This window comes from Curtobacterium sp. MCBA15_012, assembly GCF_001864935.2.
Taxonomy (GTDB): Bacteria; Actinomycetota; Actinomycetes; order Actinomycetales; family Microbacteriaceae; genus Curtobacterium.
This window is the reverse complement of the sequence record NZ_CP126267.1, coordinates 2539461-2564196: the sequence shown is the minus strand read 5'-3', so window position 1 is coordinate 2564196 and position 24736 is coordinate 2539461. Positions and strand designations below refer to the sequence as shown.

The window sequence follows — 24736 nt, the reverse complement described above, 5'->3', positions numbered from 1 at the left end:
GTCCAGACGGTACACTCACGGAGTCCTGACGGGGCGCGTGTCCACTTCCGCGTCCCGTCTCGTCTGCTCCGCCGTCGACCTGGTCCGGCTCGAAGTCCCAGGGAGTCCCCGTGTCCGCACTGCTCACCAGCCCCGTCGCCACCGCCGTCACCGGCAGCCGCGCCCGACGGTTCGCGGCCCTCGCCGTGCTGATGCTGCCCGTGCTGCTCATCTCGGTGGACAACACCGTGCTGAGCTTCGCACTGCCGACGATCGCCCGCGCACTCGACCCGAGCGCGACCACGCAGCTCTGGATCGTCGACGTCTTCCCGCTCGTGCTCGCCGGGCTGCTCGTCGTGATGGGCAGCATCGGTGACCGCATCGGCCGCCGTCGCATCCTCGTGGTCGGTGGCACCGGGTTCGCGCTGTTCTCGTTCGCCGCGGCCTTCGCCACCGAGGCCTGGATGCTCGTCGCCGCCCGCGCCGCGATGGGCGTCTTCGGCGCCATGCTCATGCCCGCGACCCTGTCGATCATCCGCAACGTCTTCACCGACGCGGGGGAGCGACGCATGGCGCTCGCCGTGTGGTCGACGATGTTCGCGGCCGGCAACGCCCTCGGCCCGCTCGTCGGCGGCGTCCTGCTCGCGCACTTCCACTGGGGGAGCGTCTTCGTCGTCGCCGTCCCGATCCTCGTGCTCATGCTCGTCGGGATCCCGTTCTTCGTCCCGGAGTCCCGCGACCCCGCGCCCGGCCCCGTCGACGTGACGAGCATGGCGCTGTCCCTCGGCGCGCTCGCCCCCACCGCCTGGGCGATCAAGTCGGTCGTGCACCCCGAGGAGCGCGGCTTCGCGATCGCCCTGCTCGCGGTCGGAGTCCTGTGCGGGATCGCGTTCGTCCGTCGGCAGCTCCGGTCCCGCACGCCGATGCTCGACCTCCGGCTGTTCCAGAGCACCGCGTTCACCGGCAGCGTGCTCATGAACATGGCGGCGATGTTCTCGCTGACCGGGTTCCTGTTCTTCGTCGCGCAGCACCTGCAGCTCGTCGCCGGCCTCGACCCGTTCGCGGCGGGGGTCGTGCTCATCCCGGGCTCGGTGCTCACCATCGTCGCGGGCCTCGTGGTCGTCCCGATCGTGGCCCGGGTCGCCCCGCGCTGGGTCGTCGCCGTCTCGCTGACGTTCTCGGCCGCCGCGTACGCGATGGTGTCGGTGCTCGGGCACGGCGCCTCGGTGGTCGCACTCGGCTTCGCGTTCGTGCTGCTCGGCATCGGCATCGGCGCGTCCGAGACCGTGACGAACGACCTCATCATCTCGACCGCGCCGGCGGACAAGGCCGGTGCCGCCTCGGCGGTGTCCGAGACCGCGTACGAGATCGGCGCGGTGCTCGGCACGGCCGTGCTCGGGACGGTCCTGGCGACCGCGTACCGGGCGCACGTCGTGGTGCCCGACGGCCTGAGCGGCTCGGCGCACACGGCGGCGCAGGAGACGCTCGGCGGCGCGGTGTCGGCGGCGTCGGACCTCGGCGGGACGGCCGGGCAGGCGCTGCTCGAGAGCGCCCGGGCCGCCTTCGACTCGGGCGTGACGATCACGGCCGGTGTCGCCGCGGTGCTCATGCTCGTCGCGGCGGCCGCCTCGGTCGTCATGCTCAAGCGCGACTGAGCTCGCCCCCGCCCGCCCCGCCCCGTCCCGCCCCGCCCACGCTCGACGCCCCGCGCCGCCCGCGGATGGAGCAGTCGATGTCGGGTCGAGCCCGTCCACCCGACATCGTCTGCTCCATCCGCGGGCGAACGGGCGAGCGGGCGGGTGGGCACCCGGCACCTCCCACGGGCGACGTCCCCCGGTCAGGCCCTCCGGCACGCCCGGGATCGGACGAACCTGGGAATCGTTGACCTGAACCACGGTTGAGGTCCTACGTTGGGACGTGGCCGCGCAGCCGCGGCCCACCCCACCCGGAGGAACCCCACGACTGCCATGCCCCCAGAAGCACCGGCCACCACCGCCGACGCGTACAAGGCCGCCTTCCGCGGTCACCCTGCCGGTGTCGCGGTCATCACCGCCGAGGGCCCCGACGGACCCACCGGCCTGACCGCCTCGAGCGTCGCGAGCGTGGCGGTCGACCCGCCCGTGCTCGTCTTCTCGCTGTCGACCAAGTCCGGCTCGGCCGGGGTCGTGCTCGGCGCCGACGTCTTCGTCGTGCACCTCGTCGACTCGCTCAGCGTCGGTCTCGCGAAGCGGTTCGCCGCGACCGGGAGCCCGGCCGCCGACGACCCGATGTGGGGCACCCTGCCGTCGGGCGAGCGCTACCTGCCGGGTGCCGCGACGGCCCTGCGCTGCCGCCCGCGGTCGACGACCGAGATCGGCTCGTCCACCGTCGTCGTCGCCGAGGTCCTCGACATCGTCGTCGGCCAGGCGCACGGCGAGCCGCTCGTCTACCACAACCGGGAGTTCCACTCCCTCTCCGAACGTTCCCGGCTCTCCTGAGCCGCGGAGCCCACACCGCCAACCCCAGATCGAAAGGACCTCGCAATGGCTGAGTACACCCTGCCCGAGCTGCCGTACGACTACGCCGCCCTCGAGCCGCACATCAGCGGCAAGATCATGCAGCTGCACCACGACAAGCACCACCAGGCCTACGTGACCGGTGCGAACACCGCGCTGCAGCAGCTCGGCGAGGCGCGCGAGTCCGGCAACTTCGGCGCGATCAACAAGCTCGAGAAGGACCTCGCCTTCCACCTCGGCGGCCACGTCAACCACTCGATCTTCTGGACCAACCTCGGCCCGGACACGAAGGTCCCGGAGGGCGAGCTCGCCGCCGCGATCGACGAGTTCTTCGGCTCCTTCGAGCAGTTCCAGGCCCAGTTCGCCGCCGTCGCGAACGGCATCCAGGGCTCCGGCTGGTCCGTCCTCGCCTGGGACCAGGTCGGCCAGAAGCTCGTCACGTTCCAGCTGTTCGACCAGCAGGCCAACGTGCCGCTCGGCGTCGTCCCGATCTTCATGCTCGACATGTGGGAGCACGCGTTCTACCTCGACTACCTCAACGTCAAGGCGGACTACGTCAAGGCCGTGTGGAACATCGTCGACTGGGAGAACGTCGCGGCGCGCTTCGCCAACGCGAAGTCGCAGTCGTTCGTCACGCTCTGACGTGACCCGGCGGGTCGCCTCGGGTGACCCACCACGGACGGGAGGCGCGGTGCCGGCTGGCACCGCGCCTCCCGTCCGTCGTCGTGGCGCGTGACGACCGCGACCCGGGTGCACTGACCGGGTCGCGTTCCGTCAGGCCGGCCGGGCCCTGCCTGTGAGCAGCTTCGCTCTGTGTCGTCCTTCTCGCTTCGCTCTGTGTCGTGATCGCGTCCCGGTAGCCGATCGGGTGCCGGACGGGGCGATATACTGTCAGCGACGAAACCTCCGCCGACCACGGCGGAGGTTTTCTTGTATGAGCACCCCAACGCCCCTGACCATCACCACCGCCGACGAACGACACCGCCATCAGCTCGAACAGCTCTGGACCATGTTCCGGCACGAGATGTCCGCGTTCACCGGCACGCTCCCCGATGAGCGCGGCCGCTTCCGCCAAGAACGACTCGACGCCGGCCTTGCGGAGCCGGGCTGGTCGGCACACGTATTCCACCTCGGACCGCACCCGGTCGGACTCGCGGTCCTCCGCGGACTCGACGAAGAGGAACACATCATCAGTAGCTTCTTCATCGCGCACGGAGCACGACGCTCTCGCATCGGACGTGCCGCCGTGACGGAACTGACCGCGGCGCACCCGGGGAGATGGGCGGTGGCCTACCAGGACCGCAACGAAGTAGCAGCGAAGTTCTGGCGCACGGTCGCGACCGAAATCGACCCGACGTGCACGTTCGAGCACCACGCCGTCCCAGGCCAGCCGGAGCTACCCGCCGACTCCTGGGCCCGATTCGGTGTCCGATAGCCGATCGGTTGTCGAGACTCTTGCGGGCCTGGCGTCTGTCGAGCACGCTGCCGGGATGACGACATGTACTCGACCCCTTGTTTACGTGGTGATCGCGGGGCCACAAGCGTCAGGGAAGAGCGCTCTCAGCTCCGCTCTCAGCGATGCGCTTCGCGCGCAGGGCGAGCAAGTTGCCGCGGTTGAGCTGGACCTGATCGCGTCGATGGCGCTACCTACGCTCGCGGATTGGGAAGTTGCCCATCGCATTACTGAGACAGTCGTGGGGCTGTGGCTCCGCGCGGGGATGAGCTGCGTCATCGTCGAAGGCGTCGGAACGAGCGAGAAGGTGCGGAAACTGCTCCGGCAAGCACCAGACGGAGTGCCATCGCTGACGATCGCGACGACCACACCGTTCGAAGTCGCCTTCAAGCGAGCATTGGCCGATCCGAGCCGCGGAGTTTCGCGTCAAGAGGATCACTTGCGCGCGGTCTACGACCGCTGGGGGGATGAGCTGCCTCGAATCGAAGCTGACCTGACGCTGCACACCGACCGAGACTCGCTGGAGCAGTGCGTCGAGGCCGTGCGCTCACGGATCGCTCTCACTCGGGGGCAGCAGCAGCGATAACCGGTCGAACACCGGGCGTCCTGACTGGGCTACTTCGTCGACCAGGTCGACATCACGGGAGGTCGTGAGGCCCTCTGAGCTGACCCCATCCGAATCGGCTCTCCGCGATGAAGTCCTGGAGATCACTCTGCACATTGCGAACGAGGGCGTCGAGACCGTCCTCGACCCACAAACCGCCGGACCAACCGCGTTCGCGCATGATGCGCCAGCGGACCACGGCACTGTTCTGCTCGACGAGATCGTCCCCGTCCAGCGCTGAGCCGGTGACGTCGTCGATCGGCACGATCTCCAGCGTGAGCGTCGCGAGTTCAGGGGTCGTGAGCATGACCTGGAACATCGGCCGCAGCAGGGCGATGACTTCTGACACCTTGAGGATCTCGTCCACCACTCGAAGCTAATGCCTGCGCCCAGCGGAGGCTCTGCGTGCTCCGGACGGACAGCTCATGCCCGTCGGTGATCCGCGCGACCCGCACGACGGCAACGAGGTGCTCATGCGATCTCGCGACCGCAGAGAAGAGGTCTCGTCCCTCAGGCCGGCCCGTCCGCTTGACGATCGGCTACCGGGCACGTCTGGCAGCGATACCGTGCAGGAGTGTCGAGTTCTGGCGTCATCAAGCCACGGTCGCGCGTGAGTGCTGCGCTTGTCATGGCTGCGCTGCTGGCCTGGCTTGCTCCAGCGTCAGTGATCGCTCTCCGCCTGGCATGGACAGACCCTCCTTCTCGCGTGCCCGTGCATTGGACGGGAGCAGGCCCTGACCAGTGGGCTTCGGCGGACGCTGCGTTCTGGTCCTGCATCGTGCCGGGCATCGTCGGAGCACTCGTCTGCAGTCTGCTGGTCGTCCCGTTGTCTTCGGACGCGTCGCGATGGGGCACTGCGATCACTTTCGGGGCGGTGAGCGCGGGAACGGGCATCATCGCGTTCTTCTGGGTCGCGATGATGCTCGCTGCCGAAGGAGCGGGGGCGCCGTTCCTGGTCATCCTTGCCCCGCTCGGGCTGGGAGTGCTTGTGTTCGGCCTCTCCCTGTTCGTCCAGACGAGGACCGCCCGGTAGCCGATCGGCTATCGACACAACGAAGGACTTCCGCGCTCGGCGTGACATCCAGCGCGCCAGAGTTCTCCGAGCGGGATTGGCAGCCCTGCAGCCTCGACTCGAGAAGCGGGGACATGCCGGCAGGGTATGCGGCGGAGCCGCACTACAGGTGCTTGTATGCCCAGACGTAGATGTGGTCGTCGTAGTCGCCGGAGTACACCTTCGTGAAGTCCCTCGTCCCACCGCGGACGGAAGTCATGCCAAGGTCCTTCAGAGGTGGTGCCTCTGAAGTGGTGGCAGTGGTGTGAACGTCATCGACGAGTGCCAGCCAGGAGCTGACGTCAGAGCCGGCAGGCGCTTCCAGCAACACTTGGATCTGTGGGGTGCCGCTCACGGCTGCTATGGGCTCTGCTTCCGCGGTGAGGACTGTCCAGTCGTCGGGCACGGTCTGCCCGAACCGGTTCTCGACGGTGCGTTGTGGCACCGCTCGGCAGGACCACGGGGAGTGTTCGTCGCACGCTCCGTACGCGCCGGCTTGCGCTGGCGTGGCTGCTTCCTTGAGCCCGTTGGTCAGCGCCGACACACCCCAGTACGCGCCACCGGCCGCGACACCTGCGAGGACGAGGATGACCGCAACGAATACTGCCAGCGCGCCGAGACGTTGCCCGACGGTTGACGTGTTCGACTGCGAGGCCATCGAACCATCTTGTCGGTCCGATGTCCTCGCGTCGTCATTCGGGGGACGGATTGTTCCACTCCTCGTCGACGAACGCGCACAACATCGCTCGTCTCGCCGTGCTCGTCACGCAAACGGATACTGCCGCGGAATGCGCAAACGACCGTCCGATAGTCGGTCGTTCACCGGTACAGGCTCGGAGGCCCCGGGCTGAGAGACGGAACCCAGCAACTCCCTGAGTGTGGGCAGCTTCGCTCCGTGTCGTCGGAATCGCTTCCTTCGGTGTCGGGACGTCGCGGGTGCGCGAGACGGCCCGCGTGACTTGGGGTTCGGGTGCATAATGGTGGTGTCTTCGGACCCGGTAGTGGGGCTTGCCGGACCCAACCTCGACAGTTGTCGACAACAGTCCCTATCTCAGCTGGTCGCGCTTCTGCGCGCCTGAGGTAGGGAGTGTCATGACAGCACCAATCGGTTCCGGACCGGTCGTCGTCGGCGTCCTGCCCGGCCTCGCTCCGGGGGTCATCGAGGTTGCGTCGTCTATCGCGCGGCGCTTCGGTACGACGCTGGTGTGCGTCAGCGTGGATGCATCGCTCTTCGATGCCGGTACGCGCTCGGACGGGTCGGTGATGGTGGAACCGATCGACCCTGACACCGCTGACACGACACCGCAGGGCTTGTCGGACAGTGACAAGGCGGCAGTACGTGCTGCCGCAACGACCTACGGCGTCGACGTCACGTTCGTCCCGGGTGTCGGGGATCCGAGCCGGGCACTGTCGCAAGTGGCCGAAGACCGCGACGCGGCGATGCTGGTCGTCGGGGCCAGGACGGGAGCGGGTCGAATCGCGGAGTTCTTCACGGGGTCGGTCGCGGTACGGCTGACCCATCAGCAGCACCGTTCAGTGCTCGTAGTGCCCGTTGATCCGGTCGGGTTCGATGCCCCACTGCCGTGGGACACCCCGTGACCGGCCAGCTTGTTCTGCTCCGCCACGGACAGAGCACTGCGAACGCTGCCGGTACCTTCACCGGCTTGCGAGACGTCGCGCTGACCGAACAGGGCAGCGCCGAAGCGAATCGGGCTGGGTTGCTACTTCTGCATGCCGGCATCCGACCGGACCTCGTGCTCACGTCGACGCTCGAGCGGGCGCTCCACACGGCGGAGCTCGTCACCGACGTCCTCGGACGTGATGCGCCGATCGAGTCGACGTGGCGGTTGAACGAGCGGAACTACGGCGCCCTCACCGGCATGTCCAAGCAGAATGCGCAAGCGGCGTTGGGGGCGGAGCAGTTCTTCGCTGTTCGTCGGACCCGCACGGGACGGCCACCACGCATGTCGATCCGCGCGTGGCTGGCGCTCCGGCGGACGCCGGCGCTTCGTGGACTGCCGTGGGCGGCACTTCGTCGAACCGAAACACTCTCCGACGTCATCCGCCGGGTCCAACCCGTCCTGTCGCACAGCATCACCCCGGCACTCCGCGACGGGCAGACAGTGCTCGTCGTCGCGCACGGCAACTCACTGCGGGCACTGTGTGCCTGCATGGACGGCCTAACTGACGGTGAGCTCGCGGACCTGAACCTCCCCACGGGCGAACCCCTGATCTACCGGTTCGACGGCGACGGTGGGTTCTGTCCGCGGGGTGGGGAGTACCTGCATCCGGCAGCACGAGCAGCAGCGGCAGCGGTCGCTGCGGAAGGTGGAACATGACCTCCCGAACGGACACGCACCTGCCCGATGGGCAGCTCCCGCCCGACCCAGACATCGACGCCAACGACCCGGAACGTATCGACCGGCCAGTGCATCTGCGGTGGCGGTACCTCGGTGTCGTCGCACTCGGCGGCGCCATCGGTACCGCCGCACGCGACGGACTCAGCACCGCGTTCCCCGCTCAGCAGGAGGTGTCCTGGGCGATCTTCTGGATCAACATCGCCGGCGCGCTCCTACTGGGTGTGCTGCTGGAACACCTCGCGCATCGCGGACCTGACGAGGGTCGCCGCCGGACACTGCGCCTGCTTCTGGGAACCGGTGTCCTCGGCGGGTTCACCACCTACAGCACCCTCGCGACCAGCACCGCGGTGTTGTTCCTCGCTGGCCGCGGGTTGGCCGGCACCGGGTACGCGCTCCTGACGGTCCTCGCCGGCGCGATCGCCACCGGTAGCGGCCTCGCGATCGCGGGTTTGGTCCGACCGAACGGGGCCACATCATGAGCGCCCTGGCCTTCCTCAGCGTCGCGGTCGCTGGCGGTGTCGGCGCGGCCGCACGGTTCTTCGTGGATGGTGCGATCAACCGGGGTCGGCAGTTCCGGCTCCCGGTCGGGACGCTGACGATCAACATCACCGGCTCGTTCCTGCTGGGCTTGATCACCGGCGCCGCCGGTCACCTCGGCGCCACCCCCGTCGCGGTGCTCGGAACAGGGCTCATGGGTGGCTACACCACGTTCAGCACCGCCAGCTTCGAGACCGTCCGCCTCGCACGCACTGGCCGCACCACCGCGGCTGCCGTGAACGGGCTCGGGATGCTCGTCGTCTCCGTCGCCGCAGCCGCCGGGGGCGTCACCCTCGGCACCCTCACTTGACCATCCGACTGGGAGACGAACAGCTCATGCACTTCGACATCACGATCGAGATCCCCCGCGGCAGCGGCAACAAGTACGAGGTCGACCACGCCACCGGACGGATCCGCCTGGACCGGGCGGTGTTCACCAGCATGGTGTTCCCGCAGGACTACGGCTCGATCGACGACACTCTCGGCGATGACGGCGACCCCCTCGACGCGCTCGTGCTGCTGCCCCGGCCCACGTTCCCCGGCGTCGTCATCGACGTCCGCCCGGTCGGGATGCTCCGCATGGTCGACGAGAACGGCGGCGATGACAAGATCCTCACCGTCCCCGCCGGAGACGTCCGCTTCGACCACGTCCAGGACATCTCCGACGTCGCCGAGCCGGTCCTGGCGGAGATCGAGCACTTCTTCGCCCACTACAAGGAGATCGAGCACGGCAAGCACGTCACCACCAACGGGTGGGCGAACCGTGTCGACGCCGAAGCCATCATCCGCGCCGCACAGGAACGGTTCACCCCGCACCCCTGACCGGCACCCGCGCACCCGACACCATCCAGTGCGCGCCCTGAACCGCCGTGGGGAGGCAACTGGCGCCCAGTGATCGCCAGGAGGTCGTCCCTCCGCCTCCCCGCGGCCCACACCCGCACGACCAACCCGAAAGGCGACAACCGCCGTGAACGACTACATCAGCAACGTCCACCACACCACCCACCATCAGGGCGAGTACGTGACCCACACCAGCCGCCCCGTCACCATCAGCAGCCTGCACGGCTCCCGGATCCTCGACTCCCGCGGCTACCCGACGATCCAGGTGCGTCTCGAGCTCGAGGACGGCACCGTCGTCACCGGTGACGCCCCCGCAGGCGCATCCACTGGCGCGCATGAGGCTGTCGAGCTTCGCGACGGCGGCAGCAGCTACGGCGGCCGCGACGTGAGCCAGGCACTGCACCTCATCACGACGGACGTCGCACCGATGATCACCGGCCAGTCGTGGACCTCGATCGGGCAGGCCGACGCCGCCCTCGCTGCCCTCGACGGCACCCCGAACCACCGCCGGCTCGGCGCGAACAGTGTCGTCGCGACCTCGATCGCGATGGCACGCGCTCTCGCCGCCGCAGCGGAGCTGCCGCTCTGGCGTTGGATCGCAGACGTCACCGGCAGCACGCCCCGCCTGCCCGTCCCGCACTTCAACGTGCTCAACGGCGGAGCGCACGCAGCGAACGCGCTCGACTTCCAGGAGTTCATGATCGCCCCGGTGAACGCCGAGACCATGACCGACGCGGTTCGGATCGGATCGGACGTCTACCACGCGCTGGCGGCACTGGTCCGGGAACGGTTCGGCAGTCTCGGTCTCGGGGACGAAGGCGGCTTCGCCCCGTCGATCGCCGCGCCCGAGGAGGCCCTCGACCTCCTCGTCGCCGCGATCAGTGCCGCCGGTTACGAGCCCGGCGTGGACACCGTCGCGATCGCACTCGACCCGGCGGCGAACGAGTTCGCGCTCGGTGACGGTAGCTACCGGGTCGTGGACCGCCGGCTCGACCGCGCAGGCATGGTCGACTACTACCGCGACCTCATCAGCCGGTATCCGATCCGGAGCATCGAAGACGGCTTCTCCGAAGATGACCACGGCGGCTGGAAGGCGATGTCGTTCGCGCTCGGCGACATGCTCCAGATCGTCGGCGATGATCTCTACGTCACCGATCCGCAGCGCATCCGCGACGGTGGGAAGGACGGGCTCTCGAACGCGGCGCTCATCAAGCCGAACCAGATCGGCACCGTCTCCCAGACCCTCGACGCGATCGGCGTCGCACGCTCGCTCGGGATGCGGAGCATGGTGTCGCACCGGTCCGGCGAGACCACCGACACGTTCATCGCGGACCTCGTCGTCGGCACCGGAACCGGACAGATCAAGTCCGGCGCACCCGCCCGCGGAGAACGCGTCGCCAAGTACAACCGGCTCACCGAGATCGCGGAGAACAATCCGGAGCTGCCCTACGGGCTGCGCTGACCCCGACCGGTCACCTCGTGGGCGACGCGCAGGAAAGCAGAACCAGCTGGCTGAGGCTCTCCCGACCAGATCGCCCGCAACGGCCGGGCAAGTGGCGGCCCAGCGAGCGGGACCCGCACCAGCGACCCGTCGTTGATGTCGGCGGCGACCGTGCGAAGGCTCATCACCGCCGGTGCAATTCCAGCCTGCGCGTTCGCCCGGATGATGCTCGTGGTCTCCAGCACCGCGGCCGGAACCGACATGCTCAAACCGGCCTCCCTGAGCCATGCGGCGAGGGTCGCGCGAGTTCCGGAACCTTCTTCCCGCAGGAGCAGAGCCGTCGCCGCCAGGACCTCCGCAGTGATCCCGGTCGACCGAGCCCAGGGATGTTCCGGCGCAACGACGACCGCGAGCTCATCGTCCGCGATCACCTGCGCGGACACACCTGCCGCCGTCACCGGGGTCTCCGTGAACCCGAGGTTCGCGCCACCCGACTGCACGAGGTCCGTCACCGCGGCGGAGTTGCCCGCGATCAGGCGCACCCGCACGTCGGGTTCGCGGCGGCGGAATTCGAGCAGCCAGCCCGGCAGCAGCAGCTCCGCGATCGTCTGTGACGCTGCGACGACGAGCGAACCCGTGGGAGTCCGCAGCGCAGCCACTCCTGCTTCGAGGTGGCGAGACGCGTCGAGGACCGGTCCGGCCAGCCCGACGACGAGCCTGCCGGTCTCGGTCAGCACCGACCCCGTGGTCGAGCGGTGCACCAACAAGTGACCGACCATGCGCTCGGCGACCCGGATCCGAGCAGACACTGCCTGTTGCGTGACGCCGAGCGCTCCAGCGGCAGCGGAGAGGGAGCCGGTCTCGGCGACGCGTGCGAGCACGTCGAGTGTGTCGAGGTCGAGGGTTCGGTCCGTGAGTCGCCGTAGTGCCACAATCATTGATTGTGCCCTGCCAAGAGGTTCCGGGTACCGCCAGAGGCAGGATTCGCGCAGGCTTGGCCCATGACAACGCTCCGCACGGACCCTGCACCCGCGAACGGTAGCCAGCTGCCCCAACGGCCGCAGACGGCGTTGTTCCGTGACCTGGAGCGGCCAGGCCTGATCGTGTCGAATCTCACACCGAACTGGTTCGCGTCGATCATGGGCACGGGGATCGTCGCTGTCGCAGCTGCGTCACTGCCGCTGCAGTTCCCCGGGCTGCGCCTCGCGGCGACGGTCGTGTGGGCGATCGCCGCGGTGCTCCTCGTCGCCCTCACGACCGCGACGGTGCTGCACTGGATCCGCTACCGGAGCACTGCAGCCGGGCACCAGCTCAACCCGGTGATCTCGCACTTCTACGGCGCACCACCGATGGCGTTCCTCACCGTCGGCGCCGGGACACTCCTGCTCGGCAAGGACTGGGTCGGCCTGCCCGCCGCCGTCACCATCGACTGGGTCCTGTGGACCATCGGCACCATCGGAGGACTGCTCACGGCAGTGCTCGTGCCGTACCTGGCGTTCACCCGCCACGAGAACAAGCCCGACTCCGCGTTCGGCGGCTGGCTGATGCCGATCGTCCCGCCGATGGTGTCCGCCTCCACCGGTGCGCTCCTGCTGCCGTACGCCCCCGCCGGGCAGGCGCGGGAGACGCTGCTGTGGTCCTGCTACGGCTTCTTCGGCCTCAGCCTCATCACGTCGCTGGTCGTGATCACGCTGATCTGGAACCGTCTCGCGCAGCACAAGGTCGGGGCCGCCGGCATGGTCCCGACTCTGTGGATCGTCCTCGGGCCGGTCGGACAGTCGATCACCGCGGTGAACCTCCTCGCATCGAACGCCCCCACCGTTGTCGATGCGAGTACCGCGCATGCCCTGCTGGTCGTGGCGCTGGTGTACGGGTTCGCGATGCTCGGCTTCGCGCTGCTGTGGACCGTCATCGCCCTCGCGATCACCATCCGCACTGCCCGCGAACACTTGCCGTTCAGCCTGACTTGGTGGTCCTTCACGTTCCCCGTCGGGACCTGCGTCACCGGCCTGAACGGGCTCGCCCTGCACTCAGGCCTGACCGTCGTTGCCGTCCTCGCCGTCATCTACTACGCCGGCCTCGTCGCCGCATGGATCACCGTTGCCCTTCGCACCTTTCACGGATCCGTCATCCGTGGCACCCTGCTGGCACCGCCACAGCCGGCATGAGTACCCCCGAGGAACTCGCTGACGTTCGATCGCTGAACGGTCTCGCGGAGACGTGGCGGACCGCGCCCGACGGCAGCCAACGGTTCGTCCCGAGCTTCGACCCACGATCCGGCGGCAGATTCAGCCGTGTCCTGGTCCTGATGCAGTCGCCTGGCCCCCAGACCATCGCCGCAGCGCACGCAGCGATCTGCAGCGAGGACAACCCGGGCCCGACCGCGGCCGCGTTCCGAGCAGCCCGTATCGAGTCCGGACTCGCACGCGGCGAGTACGTCCGCTGGAACCTTGTCCCATGGGAACTGCCCGACCGCGTGCGACTCGAGGACATCGACGAGGGGCGGCATGCCCTCGCCACACTGCTCGCGGCCCTCCCCGCTCTCACTGCGATCGTCACGTACGGGGCCGTTGCCCTCGACGGCGTCATGCGACACTTCACCCTGGACGAGCACCCCCGACTCCTTCCGGTCATCGCAGCACCACATCCGTCTCCCGCCAACGGCCGCCACCGATCGGAACAACACCTCCGTTCCGTGCAAGCACTCCGGCTCGCCGCGCGAGCGCGGCAGACGTAACAAATACGAACGATTCCGCTACAACTATCCGTACCGGCGCTCAGTCCGGGTGCGAGGCGCCGTGTCTTGTAGCGGAACCCAGTCCCAGAATCTACGTGCCGCCACTACCCCTCCTGGTCGAGTTTCGCTACGTTCTCTTCATGGGTCACCTTCTCGGGTATGCGCGCGTGTCCACCACAGACCAGGACGCGTCGCTGCAGATCGACGCGCTCAACGCCGCTGGCTGCTACCGCGTGTTCGTCGACACCATGTCCGGGTCGCTCCAACACCGGCCCGAGCTCGACAAGCTCCTCGACCAGCTCCGCCCCGGCGACACTCTCGTCGTCTGGCGACTCGACCGGCTCGGCCGGTCCATCCGGCACCTCATCGATCAGCTGCACGCTCTCGCCGAGCGCGGCATCGGGTTCCGGTCCCTGCAGGAGACCATCGACACCACCTCGCCCGGCGGCCGGCTCGTGTTCCACGTCTTCGCCGCGTTGGCGGAGTTCGAACGGGACCTCATCAAGGAACGCACCAACGCCGGCCTCGCCGCCGCTCGAGCCCGCGGCCGCACCGGCGGCCGACCATCTCGGCTCTCCGCGGACCAGGTGCGCACCGCACGCCGGCTCTACGAACAGCAGGACATGACCGTCGCGCAGATCGGCGACGTGCTCGGCGTTAGCCGCACCACCATCTACCGTGCACTCGCGAAGCACGCCGAGCCCGTCGCGGCGCGACGAACCAAGCCTTCCCCAACGATGTAGCTGGCTATGGACGCGAGCGAGCGGTGGGGCATCCTTCGACTGCACGTCGAGGACGCCATCCCGCTCGCCACCCTGGCCCGCACCACGGGCGTCGCTGAGCGCACCCTGCAACGCTGGTTGGCCCGCTACCGAACCGGCGGATACCCGGCTCTCGCCGACGGCACCCGCACCGATCACGGCGCCCGACGGACGGCACCGGAACTGGTGCGCCTGATTGAGGGGCTCGCACTCACCAAGCCACGACCTTCGATCGCCACGATTCACCGCCAGGTCGACAATTACTGCACCAAACGAGGTCTCTCAGCGCCGTCGTACTCCGTTGTGCGGTCGATCGTGAACGGGCTTGATCCCGGGATGGTGACGCTCGCGCTTGAGGGGCCCGCGTCATATCGGGACAAGCACGAACTGCTGCTCCGACGTCGTGCGGATCGCCCCAACGCGATCTGGCAGGCGGACCACACGATGCTCGATCTGCTCATCGTCGGACCCGACGGCAAGCCCGAACGGCCGTGGTTGACGGTGATCCTCGACGACTACTCCCGCGCGGTCTGCGGGTACATGGTGTTCCTCGGCGCCCCATCCGCCGCGAACACCGCGCTCGCGCTCCGGCAAGCGATCTGGCACAAGCCGGAACCGGACTGGCCTGTCTGCGGGATCCCAGACGTGCTCTACACAGACCACGGGTCCGACTTCACCAGCCACCGAATCGGCGACACCGCCGCCGTGCTGCACCTCCGCATCATCCACTCGCAGGTCGCTCGCCCCCAGGGCCGCGGGAAGATCGAGCGGTTCTTCGGCACCATCAACACCGAGCTGCTCCCAACGCTCCCCGGCCACCTCGCACCCGGATCCTCGGCGCCGGCGCCGACGCCGGCGCTGGATCTCGCCGGTGTCGACAGTGCCATCAACACGTTCATCCGCCGCTACAACGCCCGCATCCACCGCGAGCTCCGGAAGAGCCCACTGGAAGCGTGGATCGCAGACGGGTGGCTGCCACGAATGCCGGACTCCCTCGAACAGCTCGACGGGTTCCTGCTCACCGTCCCGACCACGCGTGTCGTGCAACGAGACGGCATCCACTTCGAAGGGCTCCGCTACACCGCAACCACTCTCGCACCCTTCGTGGGCAGCACCGTCAGCGTCCGGTACGACCCCCGCGACGTCACCGAGATCCGTGTCTTTCACCGCGACGCGTTCCTGTGCACCGCGATCAGTACCGCGCATCAGACCGAGACCATCAGTCTCAAGCAGATCCAGGCCGCCCGGAACGCGCAACGAAGAGCCCTGCGCGGGCAGATCCGCGAACGCATCGCGATCATCCGCCCCACACCCGATGATCACACCCCACCAGCACCCGCACCGGCACCGGATCAACCGCGACTGATGACCTACGAGGAGGACCGGTCATGACGAGCCAGTTCATCATCACGAAGGAACACCGTCGGTTCGCGGAGTTCGCCGACGCCGTCCGGAAGCAGAACACCATCGGCGTCTGCTTCGGCCCCGCTGGCGTCGGCAAGACCCTCTCCGCACGCCGCTACGCCCACTGGGACAGCATCGGCCCGTTCATCGCCAGATGGGCCGCACGCAGCGAAGACGACACGAAGATCTACGCCGCCGCCCACCGAGCCCGCACCGTCTTCTACACGCCCGAGGTCTCCGCCACGATGCGCGCCCTGCAGGACGACCTCCGGCACGACATGCTCCGCACCGAACGCTGCATCGAGGAACACCTCCTGCTCCAGGGTCGCCACTTCGACCACGCACACGGCCCCAACCCGTCCCTGCTCGAGCTGATCATCATCGACGAGTCCGAACGCCTCACCGGCAACGCCATCGAGTGGCTCCGCGACCAGTACGACCGCACCGGCATAGCGATGATCCTCATCGGCATGCCCGGCATCGAGAAGCAGTTCAGCCACTACCCGCAGCTCTACAGCCGCCTCGGTTTCGCCCACCAGTACCGTCCGCTCGGCCACGACGAGCTGCTCTTCGTCCTCGAACGTCAATGGCGCAAGCTCGGCAAGACGCTCGACCCCGACGACTTCACCGACGCGCAAGCCATCGCCGCCGTCGAACGCATCACCCGCGGCAACTTCCGCCTCCTTGAGCGCCTCCTCCCTCAGATCCAACGCGTCCTGAAGATCAACGAACTCGACGTCATCACCAACGACGTCGTCGAGGCCGCCCGCAGCACCCTCGTCATCGGCACCACCTGACCCGACACCGATCGCAGCGAAAACGACGACACAGAGCGAGGCTGCTCACAGCCCTGCCCGCGCGGAGCGGCCGGGTCAGGCCGCCGTCAGGCGGGCGCCGGCCGTGACGTCGCGCGCGAGCGCGCGCAGTGCGGCGTCGACGTCGGTGTGCTCGGGGTCGACCAGCGCACCCCACTGGGCTCCGCGAGCCGCCTCGACCAGCGCGCGTGCGGTGCGTTCGGCCTCGTCCGGGCAGCGGCCGTGCGCCCGGCACCAGGCCGCGAGCTCGTCGACGCGACGGCGGTGGCAGCGCGACTCGTGGTCCCGGCCGTCCAGCGACTCGACACTGCCGAGCTCGAAGGTCAGGCGAGCGGCGAGGGCCCGCTCGCGGACGTCGAGGCCGCCGAACACGGCGACGAGGTGGTCGGCGAGGGCGTCGGCGTCGGCGCAGGGCTCGAGCGTGCGGGCCTCGACGTCGGCGGACAGGTGCTCGACGACGGCCTGGACGAGGGCCTCGCGCGACCCGAAGTGGTACACGATCGGGTACGCGCTCGTGCCGAGGACCCGCCCGAGGCTGCGGACCGAGACGTCCTCGAGCTTGGTGTCCAGGAGGTGTCGGGCGACCTTCTCGATGATCGCGGGCTTGAGCGTCGGGTCGGGCTTCCTGGGCATGGGGTCTCCGGAGGTCACGGCAGCGGATGCCCGACGGCGAGTGCGAGCATCTGAAATGTTACACGGCTCTGCCGGGGATCCGCTCCGCGCTCAGGACTCGGCGGGCTCGGCGGTGACCGTGAAGGTCTGCACGAGCCCGTCCGACGGGGGTGCCAGGGCGACGTCGACCCGCAGCCGTCCGGCGGTCCCGGGCAACCACCAGCGCAGGGACGACGGGGTCGCCGCGTGCTCGTGGACCGCGTCCGCGTGGAGGTCCGCGCCGACCCGGGCGACCGCCTCGGCCACGCGCCGACGGCGCTGCTCCCACGGCAGGTCCATCGGGACGTTCGGTGCGCACAGCTGCGCGGCGAGGACGTCGCCCCGTGCGGCCGCGTCGGCGTCGGCGGCCTGCCAGGTCCGGAGCACCTCGGTGACTCCGACCTGCGCCGCGCGGACGGCGGCGCGGGTGCGCTCGACGCCCGGCACGCGGCCGAGCGGTGCACCGGTGGGCGGCGCGGCGGTGTCGGACGCTGCGGCACGACGGCGGGCGTCGGCGAGCAGCAGGTCGAGGGCGCGCTCGGCCGGTGCGGACACCTTGGCGCGCGTGGCGTTCTCGAAGGCCACGACACCGAGTCCGGTCTCGGTGGACCACCGCACGTGCGCGGAGAACCCCGGGTAGCCGCCCGAGTGCGAGACGAGCTCCCCGGACTCCGCGTCCTGCTCCACGAACAGGCCGAAGCCGTACGCCGTCGCCCGGGTCGAGGACGGCACGACGCTCGGCGGCACGACCCGTGCGGCCTGCTGCGCGAGCCGTCGGTCGGCGGGGGAGAGCGGTCCCGGTTCGGGCTCGGTCGTCCACGCGGACGCGAGGTGCCGGGCCCAGCGCGCGAGGTCGCCGACGGTCGAGAACAGGCCGCCGATCGCCGAGAACGCACCCGGGCCGGTCATCGGCTGTGGGGTCCAGGAGCCGTCGTCGTCCCGGAACCCCGTGACGACGTACCCGCGCGCGTCCTCGGTGCGGAACACCGTGTCGTCGAGGCCGAGCGGGCCGAGCACCCGCTCGTGCGCCGCCCGCGTGAAGGACGTGCCCGCGACCGCGGCGACGGCACGTCCGAGCAGGGCGTAGCCGGTGTTCGAGTACGCGAACCGGGTGCCGGGCACGGAGTCGAAGAGCAGACCGCCGCGGAGCACCCGGTCGAGGTCGTCGTCGGTGATCGCCTCCTGCCGGTCTGCCCACGGGTCGTCGGTCGGCAGCCCGCCGGACATCGTCAGGAGCATCCGGAGCGTCGGCACCGGCGCGTCGTCGGACGGCAGCTCCACCGCTGCGAACGCGGGCACGAGGTCGGTGATCGGCGTGTCGAGGGTCACCCGGCCCTCCGCCACGAGGGTGAGCAGGGTCGCGGCGGTGATGCTCTTGGTGCAGGACGCGATCCGGTAGACCGTGTCGGCGTCGGGTGACCGGCCGTCACCCCGGTCGCCGTGGCCGCCCGAGGCGACGAGGCCGGTGCGGTCGAACACGCCCCACACGCTGCTCGGGGCGGTGCGTGCGGCGACCCGCTCGCGGAACAGGGCGTCGACCTGCCCGAGGACGTCGTCCGACGGGGTCATGCCCGGCGCATCTCGGCGTAGGCGTCGAGGGCGCGCTGCCGACTCGCCTTGAGGTCGACCATCGGCTCGGGGCGGTCCTCGTCGGCCGGGACCCAGCGCCGCACGTACTCGCGGTGCGGGTCGAAGCGTTCGAGCTGTCGGTCCGGGTTGAAGATGCGGAAGTACGGCGCCGCGTCGAAGCCCGAGCCCGCGACCCACTGCCAGTTCGCGGCGTTGTTCGCCGGGTCGGCGTCGACCAGGGTGTCCCAGAACCACTGCTCGCCGATGCGCCAGTCGACGAGCAGGTTCTTCACCAGGAAGCTCGCCGTGGCCAGTCGGACGCGGTTGTGCATGGCCCCGGAGTGCCAGAGCTCGCGCATGCCGGCGTCGACGAGGTCGATGCCGGTGCGGCCGTACCGCCACCGGTCGAGTTCGTCGTCGTCCACGTCGCGCCACGGGAAGGCGTCGAACTCGCGGCGGACGTTCACCGTCGCGATGTCGTCGCAGTGGAAGTACTCGTTCCAGTTGAACTCGCGCCACGCGAGCTGTCGCAGGAACGCGGGTGCCTGTCGACGCTGTTCGGGCTCGAGCTCGCCGTGCAGGCGGTGCCAGACCTGGTACGGGCTGACCTCGCCCCAGCGGAGGTGGGGGGACAGGTCGCTCGTCGCGGCCATCGCCGGTTCGTCGCGCTGGTCGTAGTCCTCGAGCGACTCGTGCACGAAGTGCTCGAGCCTGCGGTGCGCACCGGCCTCGCCCGGCTCCCACGCGTCGCGGAGACCGCCGGCCCAGTCGGGGGCGGTCGGCAGCAGCCCCCAGTCGTCCAGGTCGTCGCTCGCCACGTCGGCGGGCGCTGGCAGGTCGCGGGGCTTCGGCAGCGGGTGCCGCGGCTCGGGCATGGCCTGGGCGGCCCGCCAGAACGGCGTGAACACCTTGAACGCCTCGCCCTGCCCGGTGAGCACCGTCCACGGCTCCCAGAGCAGGTTCGCCGCGAAGCTGTGGGCCTCGGTGCCGGCGTCGGTCAGGGCGGTCTTGATGCCGGCGTCCAGGTCGCGCTCGACCCGGCCGTAGCGGCGGTTCCAGTAGACGGCGTCGGCGTCGGCGTCGGCGACCAGGCGGGGGACGACCTCGGCCGCACTGCCGCGCCGCAGCACGAGACGCGACCCGCGTGCCCGGAGGTCGGCGTCGAGGGCGCCGAGGGACTGGTGCAGCCACCACCGGCTGGCGGCGCCGATCGGGCGGATGCCGGGGGAGTCCTCGTCGAGGACGACCACCACGGTCACGGGGCCGCCGTGGTCGATCGCGGCGCGGAGCGCGGGGTTGTCGGCGAGGCGCAGGTCCTCGCGCAGCCAGACGAGCGCGCCGCTCATGCGACGACCGCGTCCGCCGTGGGACGGGTGCGACGGGCCGGTCGGTCACCGGCGGCGACACGGAGCTTCGTGCACAGCTCGGTGAGCGTCCGGAGCTCGTCGTCGTCGAGACCGGCGCCGACCTGGTCGGCGATGGTCTGCGCGTGCTGCACGGCCACCGAGCGGTAGACGTCGAACCCGTGCGCGGTCAGGGCGACGATGACCCCGCGGGCGTCGGACGGGTCCGGCTGCTTCTCGACGATGCCGCGAGCAGCCAGGCGTTCCACGAGGCGGCTGACGCTCGGCTGGGTGAGGAGCAGGTGCCCGGTGAGCTCGCGCATGCGGCAGCGGCGCTCGGGCTGGGTCGACAGGTTGAAGCACACGTCGTACTCGTTGAACGAGATCTCCCCGCCGGGGAAGTCGGCGTTGAGCGCACGCATCACCGTCACCTGCGCCCGGAACAGTGCTTCCCAGGCCGCGACGGCTGTCGCCTTGTCGCTGCGGCGTGACTCGTCCACGATCGCGTTCCCTCCGGTCCAACGGTCGCTCCACACTACCGAGGGGCGGGGACACGACACCCGGCTCGGTGCGGCGACGGGGGACAGGACCCGCGGGGACCGGAGCGGGACGCGAGCACGGGCACGACCGCGCGGCGGGGGCCGGGGCGTGACGGGACGACCGGCACGCGACGGGGCGGCCCGGGCCGTGACGGGGACCCCGGGACGTGACGAGGGCCGGTCGCCTTCTGAGCGACCGGCCCTCTCCCTTGCACCAAGAGTGTCCTGCAATCACATTCCACAGGCCGTGCCACAGCAAACACTGCCTGCGGAACCGACTGTATAACGCTGCGGTAACGGCGCGCCAGCCCTCGTGGCGGTCGCTCGCTGCGAGTTCACCGGGAGCGGCCCGTACGGACCATCAGCGCCCGGTCGCGTGCCGCCCACGGACCGTCGCCGAGCGCGGCGGCGCACCGCGGGCAGCGATCGAGCGCGTCGGAGGTCGGCGGCTCAGAACAGGTCGGGGGACGGGGTGGAGGCGTAGCGCACCGCGACGTCCGCGTGCCGGTCGAAGCGGTAGCCCACGCCGCGCACGGTGCGGACGATCTCCTCGAAGGCGCCGAGCTTGGACCGGAGGCGTCGCACGTGCACGTCGATCGTGCGCTCGTTCGGCGTCTCGTCCTCGTCGTCCGACCACAGGCCCTCGATGATCGCGCCCCGGTCGACGGTCTGGCCCTCGCGCAGGACGAGGAACTGCAGGAGCTCGAACTCCTTGTACGTCAGCGGAGCGGCCTCGCCGTCGAGCGTGACGCGCTTGCGGGAGATGTCGATGACGACGCCCGTCTCCTCGGGCTCCGGCTCGACGGCCTGCTTGCGCGCGGCCACCGCGGACCGGTCCTGGAGCGCGAGGCGTACCACGTCGACGTCGCGGCCGCCGCTGCCCTCGGCGGCCACGGCCACCGCGGCGTACGTCTGCGCGGACGGCACGAGCTGCGCGGTCAGGGCCTTGAGCTGCTCGACCACGGCGGCGAGCGTCGTGCCGGCTGCGGCGGCGGCTGCCTCGTCGATGCCGACGTACAGCGCGAAGCCACGTGCCTCGGTCCCCTCGGGCAGGGCCCGGTTCCGCTGCGGTGCGACGACGGGGCTGGCGGGCACGGCGCTCGGTGCGGGCGGCGCGGCCGGCGTGCGGCGTGCGCGGATCGGCGTCACGGTGCCGAGGTCGGTCGCGGCCGGGGCTGCGGTGCGGAGGACGGTGCGGGGCTGGGTGAGCGTGAGCGACATGGTGGTTCTTCCCTGCGGGAGCTGCGCGGCGGTGCTGCGCGGCGGTGCGGATGCGTCGGTCCGGGTGCGGCTGGTCGCCGCGGTGCCCTGCGGTCCGGACGGGACCGGGGCACACCGGGAGTACGGGGACGGACCGACGTCGAGGGTCGCTGTGGTCGGAGGACCGACGGCGTCGTCGAGGTGGTCGTCACCCGGGGATCACACGCTCGCGACCGGGGTGGCGTCGCGGGGGATCCGGCTGGAACGGGTACCGATCAGGCACACATTCGACAACGCATGACCACCGTCGTCGGCATCATCGTGCCGACGGTCCCCTGTGCCTCTGGGAGGACGCGGGTGGACGGGTTCGCAGTCATGGGATGAGTATCGGCGGTATACCAACACGCTGTCAACCGTCCGCACGGACGGTGGGTGGGAGTGGACAGGGCCCCGTCCCGCAGGGCGGGAGGCGCGGGTGCGGCCCGCAGGGCGGGTCCGGACGGCAGGCGCGCGGCCGGGAGGCGCGGGTGCGGCCCGCACGGCGGGTCCGGACGGTACGCGGACGGCCGGGAGGCGCGGGTGCGATCCGCAGGGTCGGTCCGGACGCGCGCGGACGACGCAGGGCGCGTGGCGGACCGGCACCGCGCCTCCCGTCCGCCGTCACCGGGACCGCCGCCGCCTGCGACACGGTGGGGGAGACGACGAACGCCCCGCGGCGTGCCGCGGGGCGTTCGTCCGGATCGGGCCGGGTGGTTACTCGGCGAGCCCGTAGAGGCGGTCACCGGCGTCACCGAGGCCCGGCACGATGTAGCCGTTCTCGTCGAGCTTCTCGTCGAGCGCCCCGAGGACGATCGACACGTTGCGGTCGCCGACGGCCTGCTCGACGGCCGCGAGGCCCTCGGGTGCTCCGAGGATGCACACGCAGGTGACCTCTTCCGCGCCGCGTGCGAACAGGAAGTCGATCGCCGCGGCGAGGGTGCCGCCGGTCGCGAGCATCGGGTCGAGGACGAAGCACTGCCGGCCGGACAGGTCGTCGGGCAGACGCTCGGCGTAGGTCTGGGGCTCGAGGGTGTCCTCGTTCCGGGCCATGCCGAGGAAGCCGACCTCGGCCGTCGGGACGAGCTTGACCATGCCCTCGAGCATGCCGAGCCCGGCGCGCAGGATCGGGACGACGAGCGGGCGGGGCTTCGCGATCGCGACGCCCATGGTGTGGGCGACCGGGGTGTCGATCGGGGTCGCGGTGACCCGGACGTTCCGCGTGGCCTCGTAGGCGAGGAGCGTGACGAGCTCCTCGGTGAGCGCGCGGAAGGTGGGGGAGGGTGTGGTCCGGTCGCGGAGCACCGAGAGCTTGTGGGTGATGAGCGGGTGGTCGGCGACGTGGACTCGCATGGTGTCGAGCGTACCGTGCCGATGGGGCAGGATCGACGCGTGGAAGACCCTGCCGCTCGTCCCTGGCTCGACGCGATGGACCGTGCACTCGACGAGGCGCGCGCGTGCCTGGCGACCGGCGACGTGCCCGTGGGCGCCGTCGTGCTCGACGCGGCTGGGCGGGTGGTCGCCACCGGCCGGAACGAACGCGAGGCGCGGCAGGACCCGACCGCGCACGCCGAGGTGCTCGCGCTCCGTGCAGCAGCGGCGGCGACGGGGGACTGGCACCTCGAGGAGCACACCCTCGTCGTGACGCTCGAGCCGTGCCCGATGTGCGCGGGAGCGGTCCTCGCCGCCCGGGTGCCGCGGGTCGTGTTCGGCGCCTGGGACCCGAAGGCGGGGGCGAGCGGGAGCGTCTACGACATCGCCCGCGACCGTCGGCTGCCGCACCGGTCCGAGGTGGTCGGCGGTGTCCGCGAACAGGCGTGCGCCGCGCTGCTCGACACGTTCTTCCGCGAGCGGCGCTGACCGCAGCGAGCGGCACTGACCGCCGCGGACCGCCCGGCGTCAGTCCGCCGCGCGGATGACGATCGCCTCGGTGGGCGGACGCGGTCCGGTGCGCTGCACGTCCGGCTCGACGTAGATCACCCGGGCCGCGGGGACGGCGGTGCGGATGCGCTGCTCGACCGCGTCGATGCCGGCGGCGACGTCACCGAGCCGTCGGTCGCCGTCGACGGCGACCTTCATGCCGACCATCAGCTCGTCCGGGCCCAGGTACAGGGTCTTCAGGTGCACGATCGCGTCGACCTCGGGGCCGTCGAGCACCGCGGCCCGGATCCGCTCGACGTCGCCGGGCGTCGCTCCCTCGCCGACGAGCAGGCTCTTCGTCTCGACGCCGAGCACGAGGGCGACCGCGATGAGCAGCAGCGCGATGAGGATCGTCGCGACCGCGTCGAACACCCCGTTGCCGGTCACGGCCGTCAGCCCGACGCCGAGCAGTGCGAACACCAGGCCGGTCAGGGCGGCGGTGTCCTCGAGGAGCACGACCGGGAGCTCGGGCGCCTTCGCCCGGCGCACGAACTGCACCCACGACTGCGTGCCCTTGTGCGGCCGGGACTCGCGGACGGCGGTGCGGAGCGAGAAGCCCTCGAGCCCGACCGCGACGACGAGCACCGCGACCGGCAGCCACCAGTTCTCGAGCGGGTGCGGGTCGCGGAGCTTGTCGATGCCCTCGAGGAGCGAGAACACACCGCCCACGCTGAACAGCACGATCGAGACGACGAAGGCCGACACGTAGCGCTCGCGGCCGTGGCCGAACGGGTGCTCCTGGTCGGCCGCCGCGCGCGCCCGGCGTCCGCCGAGGAGCAGCAGCAGCTGGTTGCCGGAGTCGGCGAGCGAGTGCACGCCCTCCGCCAGCATCGCCGCCGAGCCGCTGATCGCCGCGGCGACGAACTTGACGACCGCGATGCCGACGTTCGCACCGAGTGCGGCGAGGACCGCGCGGTTGCCTCCGGAAGCGCTCACAGTGACCCCTGTTCTCGTGACCTGGTGCCCGATCCTAGGCGTGGGCCGTCGGTAGGGTCGGGAGC

General features: G+C 70.3%; 27 protein-coding genes. 17 read left to right on the top strand and 10 right to left on the bottom strand.

Annotation, left to right across the window (positions count from 1 at the left end; translation table 11 throughout):
* Positions 1-110 precede the first annotated feature (110 nt).
* The 5 genes from QOL15_RS11720 (at position 111) to QOL15_RS11700 (ending at position 4513) form a co-directional block, all read left to right on the top strand.
* Positions 111-1634, top strand: a complete 1524-nt coding sequence (locus QOL15_RS11720; RefSeq protein ID WP_071245655.1) for an MFS transporter — start codon at positions 111-113, stop codon at positions 1632-1634.
* 312 nt (positions 1635-1946) lie between these two features.
* On the top strand, positions 1947-2456 hold the full coding sequence (locus tag QOL15_RS11715; protein WP_065960717.1) for a flavin reductase family protein: 510 nt from the start codon (positions 1947-1949) through the stop codon (positions 2454-2456).
* A 45-nt stretch (positions 2457-2501) separates the two neighbouring features.
* Positions 2502-3116, top strand: a complete 615-nt coding sequence (locus tag QOL15_RS11710; RefSeq protein ID WP_065960721.1) for a superoxide dismutase — start codon at positions 2502-2504, stop codon at positions 3114-3116.
* Positions 3117-3408: 292 nt separating this feature from the next.
* Entirely contained in the window at positions 3409-3909 is a 501-nt protein-coding gene (locus tag QOL15_RS11705; RefSeq protein WP_071245657.1) for a hypothetical protein, read from the top strand.
* A gap of 55 nt (positions 3910-3964) precedes the next feature.
* A complete protein-coding gene (locus tag QOL15_RS11700; protein ID WP_071245658.1) occupies positions 3965-4513 on the top strand; it encodes a hypothetical protein in 549 nt (182 codons plus the stop codon).
* A 52-nt stretch (positions 4514-4565) separates the two neighbouring features.
* Here QOL15_RS11700 and QOL15_RS11695 read toward each other — a convergent pair whose 3' ends face one another.
* Positions 4566-4898, bottom strand: coding sequence for a hypothetical protein (locus tag QOL15_RS11695; protein WP_071282843.1), 333 nt, complete (start codon positions 4896-4898; stop codon positions 4566-4568).
* Between the two features lie 339 nt (positions 4899-5237).
* Here QOL15_RS11695 and QOL15_RS11690 point away from each other — a divergent pair, with 339 nt between their 5' ends.
* Positions 5238-5564, top strand: coding sequence for a hypothetical protein (locus tag QOL15_RS11690; protein ID WP_071282846.1), 327 nt, complete (start codon positions 5238-5240; stop codon positions 5562-5564).
* Between the two features lie 142 nt (positions 5565-5706).
* On the opposite strand, the gene QOL15_RS11685 is transcribed toward QOL15_RS11690, so the two are convergent.
* The gene (locus QOL15_RS11685) at positions 5707-6240 is read right to left on the bottom strand and encodes a hypothetical protein (RefSeq protein WP_071282847.1); all 534 of its coding nucleotides are present in this window, start codon (positions 6238-6240) and stop codon (positions 5707-5709) included.
* A 434-nt stretch (positions 6241-6674) separates the two neighbouring features.
* Between QOL15_RS11685 and QOL15_RS11680 the strand changes: the two genes are divergently transcribed.
* The 6 genes from QOL15_RS11680 (at position 6675) to eno (ending at position 10781) form a co-directional block, all read left to right on the top strand.
* Positions 6675-7181, top strand: coding sequence for a universal stress protein (locus tag QOL15_RS11680; RefSeq protein ID WP_060915497.1), 507 nt, complete (start codon positions 6675-6677; stop codon positions 7179-7181).
* Positions 7178-7921, top strand: a complete 744-nt coding sequence (locus tag QOL15_RS11675; RefSeq protein WP_055960826.1) for a 2,3-diphosphoglycerate-dependent phosphoglycerate mutase — start codon at positions 7178-7180, stop codon at positions 7919-7921. Before QOL15_RS11680 ends, QOL15_RS11675 begins: the two co-directional genes overlap by 4 nt.
* Positions 7918-8421, top strand: coding sequence for a CrcB family protein (locus tag QOL15_RS11670; RefSeq protein WP_228506157.1), 504 nt, complete (start codon positions 7918-7920; stop codon positions 8419-8421). The genes QOL15_RS11675 and QOL15_RS11670 overlap by 4 nt, the downstream gene beginning before the upstream one ends.
* On the top strand, positions 8418-8789 hold the full coding sequence (locus QOL15_RS11665; protein WP_055960823.1) for a CrcB family protein: 372 nt from the start codon (positions 8418-8420) through the stop codon (positions 8787-8789). Before QOL15_RS11670 ends, QOL15_RS11665 begins: the two co-directional genes overlap by 4 nt.
* Positions 8790-8815: 26 nt before the next feature.
* A complete protein-coding gene (locus QOL15_RS11660; RefSeq protein ID WP_055960822.1) occupies positions 8816-9301 on the top strand; it encodes an inorganic diphosphatase in 486 nt (161 codons plus the stop codon).
* 145 nt (positions 9302-9446) lie between these two features.
* Positions 9447-10781, top strand: a complete 1335-nt coding sequence (gene eno / locus QOL15_RS11655) for a phosphopyruvate hydratase (RefSeq protein WP_083393829.1) — start codon at positions 9447-9449, stop codon at positions 10779-10781.
* On the opposite strand, the gene QOL15_RS11650 is transcribed toward eno, so the two are convergent.
* Complete coding sequence (locus tag QOL15_RS11650; protein WP_208385475.1) at positions 10766-11698, bottom strand: LysR family transcriptional regulator; 933 nt, start codon at positions 11696-11698, stop codon at positions 10766-10768. The two genes, eno and QOL15_RS11650, sit on opposite strands and share 16 nt — an antisense overlap.
* A gap of 165 nt (positions 11699-11863) precedes the next feature.
* On the opposite strand from QOL15_RS11650, the gene QOL15_RS11645 reads away from it, so the two are divergent.
* From QOL15_RS11645 to QOL15_RS11630, 4 genes are all read left to right on the top strand, one after another.
* Positions 11864-12928, top strand: coding sequence for a TDT family transporter (locus tag QOL15_RS11645; protein ID WP_240614499.1), 1065 nt, complete (start codon positions 11864-11866; stop codon positions 12926-12928).
* 709 nt (positions 12929-13637) lie between these two features.
* The gene (locus tag QOL15_RS11640) at positions 13638-14240 is read left to right on the top strand and encodes a recombinase family protein (RefSeq protein ID WP_055960814.1); all 603 of its coding nucleotides are present in this window, start codon (positions 13638-13640) and stop codon (positions 14238-14240) included.
* A 6-nt stretch (positions 14241-14246) separates the two neighbouring features.
* On the top strand, positions 14247-15650 hold the full coding sequence (locus QOL15_RS11635; protein ID WP_071245666.1) for a Mu transposase C-terminal domain-containing protein: 1404 nt from the start codon (positions 14247-14249) through the stop codon (positions 15648-15650).
* The gene (locus QOL15_RS11630; RefSeq protein ID WP_055960810.1) at positions 15647-16459 is read left to right on the top strand and encodes an AAA family ATPase; all 813 of its coding nucleotides are present in this window, start codon (positions 15647-15649) and stop codon (positions 16457-16459) included. The genes QOL15_RS11635 and QOL15_RS11630 overlap by 4 nt, the downstream gene beginning before the upstream one ends.
* 75 nt (positions 16460-16534) lie before the next feature.
* Here QOL15_RS11630 and QOL15_RS11625 read toward each other — a convergent pair whose 3' ends face one another.
* The 6 genes from QOL15_RS11625 to upp all read right to left on the bottom strand — a co-directional run bounded on the left by QOL15_RS11625 (position 16535) and on the right by upp (position 23168).
* Positions 16535-17110 (bottom strand): TetR/AcrR family transcriptional regulator, encoded by a 576-nt coding sequence (locus QOL15_RS11625; RefSeq protein ID WP_065960723.1) that lies wholly within the window; start codon positions 17108-17110, stop codon positions 16535-16537.
* A 90-nt stretch (positions 17111-17200) separates the two neighbouring features.
* Positions 17201-18697, bottom strand: a complete 1497-nt coding sequence (locus tag QOL15_RS11620) for a serine hydrolase (protein WP_071245672.1) — start codon at positions 18695-18697, stop codon at positions 17201-17203.
* On the bottom strand, positions 18694-20043 hold the full coding sequence (locus QOL15_RS11615) for a deoxyribodipyrimidine photo-lyase (RefSeq protein WP_071245673.1): 1350 nt from the start codon (positions 20041-20043) through the stop codon (positions 18694-18696). Before QOL15_RS11615 ends, QOL15_RS11620 begins: the two co-directional genes overlap by 4 nt.
* Positions 20040-20540 carry a MarR family winged helix-turn-helix transcriptional regulator gene (locus tag QOL15_RS11610; protein ID WP_139197289.1) on the bottom strand — a complete coding sequence of 167 codons (501 nt, stop codon included), beginning with the start codon at positions 20538-20540 and terminating at the stop codon, positions 20040-20042. Before QOL15_RS11610 ends, QOL15_RS11615 begins: the two co-directional genes overlap by 4 nt.
* A gap of 489 nt (positions 20541-21029) precedes the next feature.
* Positions 21030-21800, bottom strand: coding sequence for a winged helix-turn-helix domain-containing protein (locus tag QOL15_RS11605; protein WP_071245675.1), 771 nt, complete (start codon positions 21798-21800; stop codon positions 21030-21032).
* A 732-nt stretch (positions 21801-22532) separates the two neighbouring features.
* Positions 22533-23168, bottom strand: coding sequence for a uracil phosphoribosyltransferase (gene upp / locus QOL15_RS11600; protein WP_065960733.1), 636 nt, complete (start codon positions 23166-23168; stop codon positions 22533-22535).
* Positions 23169-23189: 21 nt separating this feature from the next.
* Here upp and QOL15_RS11595 point away from each other — a divergent pair, with 21 nt between their 5' ends.
* Positions 23190-23675, top strand: a complete 486-nt coding sequence (locus tag QOL15_RS11595; RefSeq protein ID WP_071285093.1) for a nucleoside deaminase — start codon at positions 23190-23192, stop codon at positions 23673-23675.
* Positions 23676-23714: 39 nt separating this feature from the next.
* On the opposite strand, the gene QOL15_RS11590 is transcribed toward QOL15_RS11595, so the two are convergent.
* Positions 23715-24671: a cation diffusion facilitator family transporter gene (locus tag QOL15_RS11590; protein ID WP_065960737.1), complete on the bottom strand. Its 957-nt coding sequence runs from the start codon at positions 24669-24671 to the stop codon at positions 23715-23717.
* Positions 24672-24736 lie beyond the last annotated feature (65 nt).